Annotated in this window: 7 protein-coding genes; 6 read left to right on the top strand and 1 reads right to left on the bottom strand. The window is 53.8% G+C overall.

Annotated elements, in window-relative coordinates; translation table 11 throughout:
* Positions 1 to 1,656, bottom strand: coding sequence for an L-aspartate oxidase (gene nadB / locus NOU37_05630; protein MCQ4574710.1), 1,656 nt, complete (start codon positions 1,654 to 1,656; stop codon positions 1 to 3).
* A gap of 328 nt (positions 1,657 to 1,984) precedes the next feature.
* On the opposite strand from nadB, the gene NOU37_05635 reads away from it, so the two are divergent.
* The 6 genes from NOU37_05635 (at position 1,985) to NOU37_05660 (ending at position 9,563) form a co-directional block, all read left to right on the top strand.
* The gene (locus NOU37_05635) at positions 1,985 to 2,233 is read left to right on the top strand and encodes a hypothetical protein (GenBank protein MCQ4574711.1); all 249 of its coding nucleotides are present in this window, start codon (positions 1,985 to 1,987) and stop codon (positions 2,231 to 2,233) included.
* Positions 2,234 to 2,449: 216 nt separating this feature from the next.
* Positions 2,450 to 4,531 carry an FAD-dependent oxidoreductase gene (locus NOU37_05640; GenBank protein ID MCQ4574712.1) on the top strand — a complete coding sequence of 694 codons (2,082 nt, stop codon included), beginning with the start codon at positions 2,450 to 2,452 and terminating at the stop codon, positions 4,529 to 4,531.
* 57 nt (positions 4,532 to 4,588) lie between these two features.
* The gene (locus tag NOU37_05645) at positions 4,589 to 5,266 is read left to right on the top strand and encodes a methylenetetrahydrofolate reductase C-terminal domain-containing protein (GenBank protein MCQ4574713.1); all 678 of its coding nucleotides are present in this window, start codon (positions 4,589 to 4,591) and stop codon (positions 5,264 to 5,266) included.
* Between the two features lie 50 nt (positions 5,267 to 5,316).
* Positions 5,317 to 6,231, top strand: a complete 915-nt coding sequence (locus NOU37_05650; protein MCQ4574714.1) for a methylenetetrahydrofolate reductase — start codon at positions 5,317 to 5,319, stop codon at positions 6,229 to 6,231.
* Between the two features lie 99 nt (positions 6,232 to 6,330).
* Complete coding sequence (gene rnr, locus NOU37_05655) at positions 6,331 to 8,502, top strand: ribonuclease R (protein ID MCQ4574715.1); 2,172 nt, start codon at positions 6,331 to 6,333, stop codon at positions 8,500 to 8,502.
* Positions 8,503 to 8,873: 371 nt separating this feature from the next.
* A complete protein-coding gene (locus tag NOU37_05660; GenBank protein ID MCQ4574716.1) occupies positions 8,874 to 9,563 on the top strand; it encodes a tetratricopeptide repeat protein in 690 nt (229 codons plus the stop codon).
* Positions 9,564 to 9,604: the final 41 nt, after the last annotated feature.

The raw sequence follows: 9,604 nt of genomic DNA on the forward strand, positions 1-9,604 counted from the left end.
CTATGAGTCTCCGCGCCTGACGGAAATGTGCCTCTTCCATTCCCTGTCGTTACGGTCAGGAAAATCACGGCGATAGTGTACGCCCCTTGTTTCCTTCCGCTCCCTGGCGCTACATGCTATGAGTCTTGACAGGAGAAGCATGTTTTGCAGTTCCCACCCGTAAGGGGAGTGGAAATCTTTATCCATGATATATTCCGACCAGTGACTAAGTTCCTCGATTGCGTCTTTGAGATGTCTCTCGTCTCTCTCAAGCCCAACGTCTCTCCACATCAGGCTCTTAAGTGCATATCTTATGTCACCCAGATTAAGCCCCCTCTGCCTTCTTGCCTTCACCTCTATATTTATGGGGTGAGTCCGCGTATCGCCACTGGTTCTCCTTAGAGAGTCGGCAATCTCGCAACCCGTTCTGCTACCATGCACGACACACTCAAGCAGCGAATTACTACCCAGACGGTTTGCGCCATGCAGTCCTGTCGAAACAGTCTCTCCGCAGGCGTACAGGTGTTCGACATCCGTGCGGCCTTTCATGTCTGTCTTAACGCCGCCAATCATATAGTGGGCGGTGGGCCTTACCGGGATGGCCTCTTTTGAGATATCCATATGAAAAGAGGAACAGGTAGACCATATCCCGGGAAAACGCGCCTTCAACCTGTCTTTTGGTATATGTCTCACGTCGAGGTATACATGGGTGTGTTCTGTGGACCGCATCTCATGCAGTATGCTGCGGCTGACCACGTCTCTGGGTGCAAGTTCTGCCATGGGGTGATATTTTGGCATAAAACGTTCACCGTCTTTATTTATAAGTATGGCGCCTTCTCCCCTGAGGGCCTCTGTCGCGAGGGACCTCGCAGCGCCGGCAATGTAAAGGGTGGTTGGATGAAACTGTACGAACTCCAGGTCCTGCAGCGTGGCCCCGGCCCTGTATGCCATGGCCATACCGTCACCGGTGGCTATCTCGGAATTGGTCGTCTCGCGATACAGCTGGCCGCATCCCCCGGTAGCCAATATGGTTTCTTTGGCCCATACTACGCTTTTGCCCTTGCGCCTGTGCCACACTATAGCGCCACAACACCTTCCATCCACCGTCAACATGTCTATCACGAAGTAGTGTTCCAAGACGTTTATGTTGTCGCATTTCTGTATAGAATTTATCAGCGCCTCTTCCAATACCATGCCCGTGGAGTCGCCCTTGCCATGTAGTACTCTGGGGTGGCTGTGGCCGCCCTCTATCGTTAAAGCCAGCTGGCCGTCCTCGCGGTCAAAACACGTCCCGAGACCCGCAAGCGCCTCTATACTGCGGGGACCTTCCTTTATTACCTCTTCCACTACAGCGGGTTCACACAGGCCCTGTCCCGCCTCCAGGGTATCGTTTATATGGCTCTCGAAGCTGTCTTCGCGGCCCAGCACCGCAGCAACGCCTCCCTGGGCCCGCATAGTATTGTTCTCACCAAGCTTGTCCTTAGAGACTATGAGGACCCGGCCCGCCCTGGAGGCCTCCATGGCGGCAATCAGCCCGGCCGCACCGCTCCCGATTACCAGCACGTCTGTTGTTGAATACGTTACTTGCGCTGGCTCAAAGCCCGTCAAATATCTTCTAAACAGTTCCGGGTTTTCCATTTTCAGACATATTCTAATTATTACAACAATGTTTGTCAAAGGGGGTACCTTTTTTTCTTGACAAGTAAGTCCTTTCATAATATAGTTGTGCGGCACACTCTAGGAGTGAAGGTATTATATGTATCTTGAGTCATCTTAAGGCATTAGTAGGGTCTGGCCAGTTGGAATGCTTGATGGTTTGTGCATTCCACCCTGGATGTTGAAAATAAAAAAATTCTGTTTTATGTTTACTGCATTCTTAATCCTTACAGCGAGTATAAGCATTTAGTATAAGGCCGTTTCTTCGATTGAGTGGTTCTAGCGTGTACGGCGTCTCGCCTGCACAGAGGCAAAATTAGAAACCGGACTCCAGAAGGGGGAATGTCAGATGTCAATGCTTGTCATTGTTGCAATCATAGGTGCAGTTGGCGGTCTGTTGGTATTTATTGCAGGATTTGTGGGCGCGGCACCCTTTAGAACACTCGAAATAGAGCCAGGTGCAACACTTTCTACCGCGCAAATTACGGCAGTGATAAGGGTACTGAAGACCTATTTGACCTGGTCATTGGTCTTATTTGGTATAGGCGGTATACTTATAGTGGCTGCCTTCCTTGTAATGATATTTGCACTTATCTAGTCAGAGACGCGGTTTTTGTTCTTGCTAATAATTATTTCGCTGGTTAGGGGAAGGGCCTTTGCTTTTTAGCGCCCTTTGTTGCGCGGCCCTTCCACATCCCCTGCCCCCAACTCACTCCTGTTCTCCAGCTGTACAAGCTTACTATGGAAAAAGCTGGGGAACTATTTATTATTTTAACCGTGGCACTATAGGCGCTATGACCTGGAAGGAGCAAGGGTGAGTAGCACAAATGTAAAAGGGGAAGCCCCGTGTATCGCAGCATGCCCCATTAATCAAGACGCCAGAGACTATGTGCAACTTATTGCCAGGGGAAGGTTCGAAGACGCCTTCCAACTGGTCAGGTCCAAGAATACCTTTCCCGCGTCATGCGGCCGTATTTGCACACGGCGCTGTGAGGACGCATGCCGGCGCTCAGCCGTAGATGAACCCATAGCCATCGCGTGGCTGAAAAGATTCCTTTCCGATAAGCATTTTAGTCCACAGTTTAAAGAACCTGCGACTCAATACAAGGAGAGGATAGCCATTATCGGAGCCGGCCCTGCCGGGCTCACAGCCGCGAATGACCTGGCCCTCATGGGTTATCAGGTAAAACTCTATGAGGCTGGCAGCATCCCCGGTGGTATGCCTGCCAATGCACTGCCCTTCTACAGGCTGGACAGAAAAGCGGTGGAGAAGGATGTGGAATCCATACTCTCTCTGGGCATAGGGCTGGAACTTAATCAGGTCTGTGGAAAGGACTTCAGTATTGACCAGCTCAAGGAGGAGTTCGACGCGGTCCTTATCGCGGTGGGGTTCCAGAAGGGGAGAGCTGTCCCAATCCCGGGGGTAGAGTTGTCAGGGGTTTTATTGGGATTGGACTTCTTGGTGGACATAGCGGCTGGCAGAGAGGTTACTTTAAGTCAGAAGGTGGTAGTCGTCGGAGGGGGATGCGTGGCTACCGATGTAGCCAGGGCGGCACTGAGATTAAACTCCACCAGGGAGGTGCAGCTGGTGTGTCTGGAGGCCATGAAGGGCTGTAGACCCGACAACCCCAAGGAGGAGATGCCTGCCTGGATGAGCGACGTTATGGATGCTAAGGAGGAAGGGATCATCATGAACACCTCCTGGGGCCCCAAGAGGGTGGTGGGTCAGGATGGCCGGGTCACGGGTCTGGAGGTGATAGAGGTAAGCTCTGTCTATGACTCTGAGGGCCGGTTTAACCCCACCTATATTCCAGATACAGAACGCATTATAGAATGCGACAACCTCATCCTGGCTGTGGGTCAGGCCCCTGATATGAGCTTCCTGGAAGGCAGTCAGGGTTTTGAGCTGAACAAGAGGAAGATACTAAAGGTAGACCCCATTTCACAGGCCACCTCCAAGCCCGGGGTCTTTGCCTGCGGCGACATCGTGGGCCTGAGCGGAACCCTTATAGAGGCAATCGCCTACGCCAGAAGGGCGGCCCTCGCCATACACTGTTATCTCAGAAACGAAGAACTACACGTACCGGAAGAGCTTGAGCCAATTGAGGACCTCTCTTCTGACAGGATAGGGCTTATAAAAAAGGCGAGCCGCAAAAAAATGCCCATGCTCCCGGTAAATGACAGGATACGCGACTTCAACGAAGTCGAACGGGGGTATTCCCGCGAATTGGCCATGATGGAGGCCCAGCGGTGCCTAAACTGTGGTGCGGGTGCGGAGGTAGACCCGGAACTCTGTGCGGCCTGTCTGACGTGTGTGAGGGTATGCCCGTATGACGTGCCGGTACTGAACAGGGTGGAAAAGAATGCAAAGATAGGCGTTGACTGTCAGTCCTGCGGCATATGTGTGGTAGAATGTCCCGCCAACGCCATAAAACTCACTGACCCTTACGAGGACCAGGGCGTTACCACCCTCGAAAGGGCTATAGAGGGCTTTTCCGGGCCGGAACGTGGCCCGAGGATTATTGTGTTCCTCTGCCAGTTTGACCCTCAATGCTGGGACCTGGCATCAAGATTAGACCAGGCAAAGACTAATGTAAAAACAGTGCCGGTCTCTTGTATAGGGAAGATGGACCCGCTTCTCATCATAAAGGCGGTGGAAATGGGCGCCGACGGCGTCATAGCGGCGGTCTGCTCGCCGGGGGAGTGCCCGTATCAAACCGGACATGAGTGGGCAAAAAGGAGGTTTGACCGTTCGGCAAAGCTCCTCCTGGACATAGGACTGGAACCACAGAGATTCCAGTGGATTTCCCCGTCTCCCTCAGAGGAGTTCTTCAAGGCCGCGGATGAGATGTCGAGAGAACTGAAAGAGATTGGTCCTGTCTTTAAGTCTGGTTGACGGTGCCTGTAAGCCACATATAATCTAGAGAATTCGTCTTTTGAGAGGTGTAACGAGATGATAGTAGCTAAGCCTAAATCCCTGGAATACATAAAAGAACGCATAAGAGGCCGCAAGAAGGTGGCCGTTGTCGGATGTGGTGGTTGTGTAACGGTACGCCCGGTAGGTGGAGAGAAACAGGTCGCCGAACTCGCCGCCGTGCTGCGTGTATGGGCCAGGAAGGAAGGCCTGAACCTTGAGCTGAAAGAGGACACGACGCTCAGGCAGTGCGAGCCGGAATTCCTGGATGAGATTAATAAAGAGATTGAGGGCTGCGATGCCGCCATATCGCTTGCATGCGGTGTGGGGGCGCAGTGCCTTGCGGAGCGGTATCCCGGGACAGAGGTCACCCCCGGGGTAGATGTGGTGTTTATGGGGGCTACAATAGAGCCGGGGCTTTACTGGAAGCGCTGCGTTGGCTGTGGAGACTGCATCATCGGGGAGAACGGCGGCTACTGCCCGTTGAGCCGCTGCGCGAAGAGCCTTCTCAACGGTCCCTGTGGCGGCTCTCAGGACGGCAACTGCGAGGTTGACCCGGAAATCCCCTGTGTATGGCAGCAGATATACGACCGCTCAGAGGCCCGGGGCGCTAAGGAGGAAATAGACAGGTTCGTACCGCCAAAGGACTGGTCGGTGCGCCCGGCAAACCTTACGCTGGAGCATGCCCGGGTAAAGAAGGAAGAACGGGATTCTTAACAGGTTACAACGTTACAGACTCTGACATGAGATACTGTAGAGGGTTTTAAATGACGACAGGCAGCAACCTGGAAAAACTGCTCAGGGCAGGTAAATTTGTGGTAACGGCCGAACTCGGTCCTCCCAGGGGAGCCGACAGGACCGTTATAGAAAAAAAAGCGGCCCTCCTTAAGGGTCACGCCGACGCCTTTAACATTACGGACTGCCAGACCTCTGTGGTAAGGCTGTCCAGTATAGCCTCAGGGGTCATACTCATGGAGGCCGGCCTTGAGCCCATTATCCAGATGACCTGCCGCGACCGCAACCGCATCGGAATACAGAGCGACCTCCTGGGCGCGGCGGCACTTGGTATGAAGAACCTGCTCTGCCTCACGGGTGACCATACAAAATTCGGCGACCATCCCGCCGCAAAACCCGTATTTGACCTGGATTCCGTACAACTTATCCACATGGTAAAAACCATGCGGGATGAAAAGAAACTGCAGTCCGGTACCGAGATAGCCGTAGAACCCAGGTTCTTCATCGGCGCGGTTGAAAACCCCTTTGCCGGCCCCGTTGATATGAGGGCGCGCCGTCTGGGGAAAAAGATAGCCGCGGGGGCGGAGTTCCTCCAGACACAGCTAGTCTACAACGTAGAGAAATTTGCGGAGTGGATGAAGGCCGTCCGTGAACTTGGACTCCACAAGAAGGCGTTTATACTGGCGGGGGTGTCTCCCCTGAAGTCCCTGGGCATGGCAAGGTATATGAAAAAAAACGTGCCGGGTATGGACGTCCCCGATGAGATTATAGACCGCATGAAGGAGAAAAACACTAAAGAAGAAGGCATACAAATCTGCCTGGACATAATAGAACAACTCAAACAGATAGAGGGCATAGCCGGCATTCACATAATGGCTATCGAGTGGGAAGAGGTCGTTCCTGAGATAGTCAAGCGTGCCGGTCTTCACCCCCGCCCCACCACGTAACCCTGTATACCGCGCACTCTTCTGGATATACCATTCCCGTTCACGGGGGAGCCGGGGGGGCGATAAAGGAAGGCACTTACAGCCTGTAGCCACCGTATAATGACAGAAGCCAACAGCATAATTAAATTACTGAGAAGTAGACGCTACCGTCCTATGAATGCCGGAGAGTTGGCCGCGCATTTCAGGATTCCAGACGAAGAGCAGGACGCCTTTCGCCGTCTCCTGCGCGGCATGGAACTACAGGGCGATGTAGTCCAGATAAAGCAGAAACAGTATGCCATCCCCTCAAAGTTAAACCTGATGGTTGGCACACTTAAATGCAACCCCAGGGGTTTCGGATTCGTGGTCCCACTAAAAGACGGTGGCCCTGACGTCCACGTCGGGGGACAGGAGATGGGTGAGGCGATGCACGGTGACACGGTCGTAGTACGTCTGCCCAAGGCAACCGCCACGCAAACTTTTACCCGTGGGCGGGGCCGTGGACGGGGCCGCGGCCGCAGCCGCGGCTGGAGCGGAAGGTCCGCTTCCGGCCAGATAGTAAACGTGCTTGAACACGTTAACGAGACAATAATCGGCACCTTTGGGAAGACAAAGCGGCTGGGCCATGTGGTGCCGGACAACCCCCGCCTGTTCAGAGACATATACGTGGCGGACGCAGACTCGGCCGGCGCACAGGTCGGGCAGAAGGTGCTTACCCAGGTCACACAGTGGCCCTCCAGACACCTCGCGCCTGAGGGGACGATCGTCGAAGTGCTGGGACAAGACGGCGACCCGGTGGTAGACGTGCTCTGTGTAGTACACCGGTTCCAGCTCCCCCACAAGTTCAAGCCGGAGGTCGAGGCCGTGGCAGATGACGTATCACAAAAGATACCGGCGGATGAGTGCCGGCGCAGGCTGGACCTCCGAAAAGAGCGGATAATCACCATAGACCCGGAAGACGCAAGAGATTTCGATGACGCCGTGTCTATCAAGAAGGACCGTAAGGGTAACTGGCACCTGGGCGTGCATGTCGCCGACGTATCATTCTATGTCAGGCCCGGTTCCGCGCTCGACACGGAGGCAAGAAAGAGGGGCACCAGCGTATACTTCCCGGGGCAGGTCGTCCCAATGCTCCCCACACCACTTTCCGAAGGGGTCTGTAGTCTGAGGGAGGGTGAGGACAGGCTCACCAAGAGTGTTTTGTTAGAATACAGCCCGGAAGGCAGGTTGCTATCGTCACAGATAAAGCACACCATAATAAACGTCACGAAAAGATTTGCCTATAAAGAATCGGTGCTCATCATCGACAAAGACAAGGTTGTGCCGGAAGGAACTTCAAAGGAATTCGGGGAGATGCACCGCCTAATGGCTGAACTTGCCGAAAAACTTCTGGCCAAGAGGATAGAGCGGGGAGCGCTCGAACTGGACCTGCCGGAGGTCTCGCTGAGGCTTGACGAAGAAGGCAGGGTGGCAAGCGTTGAAAAGACAGAAAGAGACATTTCTCACAAGCTTATCGAAGAGTTCATGCTGGCCGCCAATGAGGCGGTGGCAAGGTTCCTGCACGAGAAAAAGCTGCCTTCTTTTTATAGAGTCCACCCGGAACCGGATAAGGAGGAGCTGTGGGAGTTTGCCGAGTTTGTCAACCAGCTGGAGGGGCTAAAACTCAACCCGCTCAAAAAAGGCGACCTCCAGAAGCTTTTGAATGGAATACAGGGAAAGCCGGAGGCCTACACCGTCAACCTCGCGCTGTTAAGGTCACTCAAGCGCGCCGAGTACTCGAGCGTCTGGGGCCCGCATTTCGGCCTGGCTATGGAGTTTTATACCCATTTCACTTCCCCAATCAGGCGCTACCCCGACCTTATGGTGCACAGGATGCTGGATGAATACCTTTCCGCCGGGCACAGTCCCAAAGAAATACAGGGCCGGTGGGAACATAACCTTGAAGACTGGGCCAGCCACTGCTCCTCTACCGAGAGGAGGGCCGAGGAAGCGGAACGCGAGATAACAAAACTAAAACTCCTCCGCTACCTGGAGGGCAGGCGTGAAGAAGTCATGGACGGGGTAATCACCGGGGTGGAAGAATTCGGGCTCTTCGTCCAGCTAAAGGAGTTCCTGCTGGACGGGCTGATACATGTCCGCAACCTCGCCGATGATTTCTATAAGCTGGACAGGAAGAGAATGGCAATGGTCGGCAGGCGGGGCAACGTCTACCGTATAGGCGACGAAATACGGGTCAGGATAGAGCGGATAGATTTATTAAAGAGAGAGGCCGACTTCGTCAGGGTTGATTGAGTCCTACTTGTTAGGCTGTTAAATACGACAGTCTTAAGCAGAGTAAACTCTGCCGCTACAATCTTAAAACTATGTAGTGGTCGAGCTTGCTCGACGTTCGTAGGGGCAACTCTTGCGGTCGCCCAAACAGGGCAGGCGCAAGACCTGCCCCTACTCTGCCACTACAATTGGTGTTTGTAGGGCATCCCCTTTTCAACGAATGAAACCTCGTTGTCTACCGTGTAGATTGACTTGACATTCTGTGGGGGTGAAACTAATGTAGGGACAGGGCTCATCCCTGTCCGCAGACAGCCACAAGGGCTGTCCCTACAAAAATAGATTCTTCGCTAACGCTCAGAATGACAGCAAATTAACAATTGGGGGAGGTAACAATGCACATCAAATTTCGTCCCGTCGGGTATTTAATCCTCACCGCAATAATGGCCGTTATCCTAACATGCCCCCTCACAGCCCGCGCGGATAGTACTGCGGAATGGTACAACAAGGGTACTAATTTACTCAGGGCAGGCAGGTATCAGGAGGCCATTAACTGCTTCGACAGGGCACTGGAGATTGACCCAAAGTACGTCAAGGCATGGAACACCAAGGGTGCTGCCCTGAGCGGGCTGGGCAGGTATCAGGAGGCGATGGACTGCTACGACAGGGTGCTGGAGATTGACACAAAGTATGCCCCTGCGTGGTGCAACAAGGGTCTTGTCACGCGCAGGATGGGCAGGTATCAGGAGGCCATTAAATACTACGACAGGGCGCTGGAGATTAACCCAAAGTACACACATGCATGGAATGGCAAGGGCTATGCCCTTGCCAGCATGGGCAGGTACCAGGAGGCCATAAACTGCTTCGACAGGGCACTGGAGATTGACCCAAAGTACGCCAGGGCATGGGCAAACAAGGGCTGGGTTCTAAATAAGATGGGCATGACGCCCATTGAGGTGCTGGAATGCTACGAGAAGGCCCTCGCAAAAAACCCGAAGCACGTGCCAGACTGGAGTAAGGACAAGACACCGCTTGCAGAGACACCCGAATACAAACAGGTAAAGCGCGCGGTAGACGGCAGGTAGGAATAGGGCGTCCGTCGGATTGCAGCGTCCGAGTTTATCTC

It is taken from the genome of Candidatus Bathyanammoxibius amoris (genome assembly GCA_024451685.1).
GTDB classification, from domain to species: Bacteria; Planctomycetota; Brocadiia; order Brocadiales; family Bathyanammoxibiaceae; genus Bathyanammoxibius; species Bathyanammoxibius amoris.

Coding starts and splice junctions, on each gene's coding strand:
- NOU37_05635 (MCQ4574711.1), top strand. CDS start 1,985: ATGTCAATGCTTGTCATTGTTGCAATCATAGGTGCAGTTGGCGGTCTG.
- NOU37_05645 (MCQ4574713.1), top strand. CDS start 4,589: ATGATAGTAGCTAAGCCTAAATCCCTGGAATACATAAAAGAACGCATA.
- NOU37_05650 (MCQ4574714.1), top strand. CDS start 5,317: ATGACGACAGGCAGCAACCTGGAAAAACTGCTCAGGGCAGGTAAATTT.
- rnr (MCQ4574715.1), top strand. CDS start 6,331: ATGACAGAAGCCAACAGCATAATTAAATTACTGAGAAGTAGACGCTAC.
- NOU37_05660 (MCQ4574716.1), top strand. CDS start 8,874: ATGCACATCAAATTTCGTCCCGTCGGGTATTTAATCCTCACCGCAATA.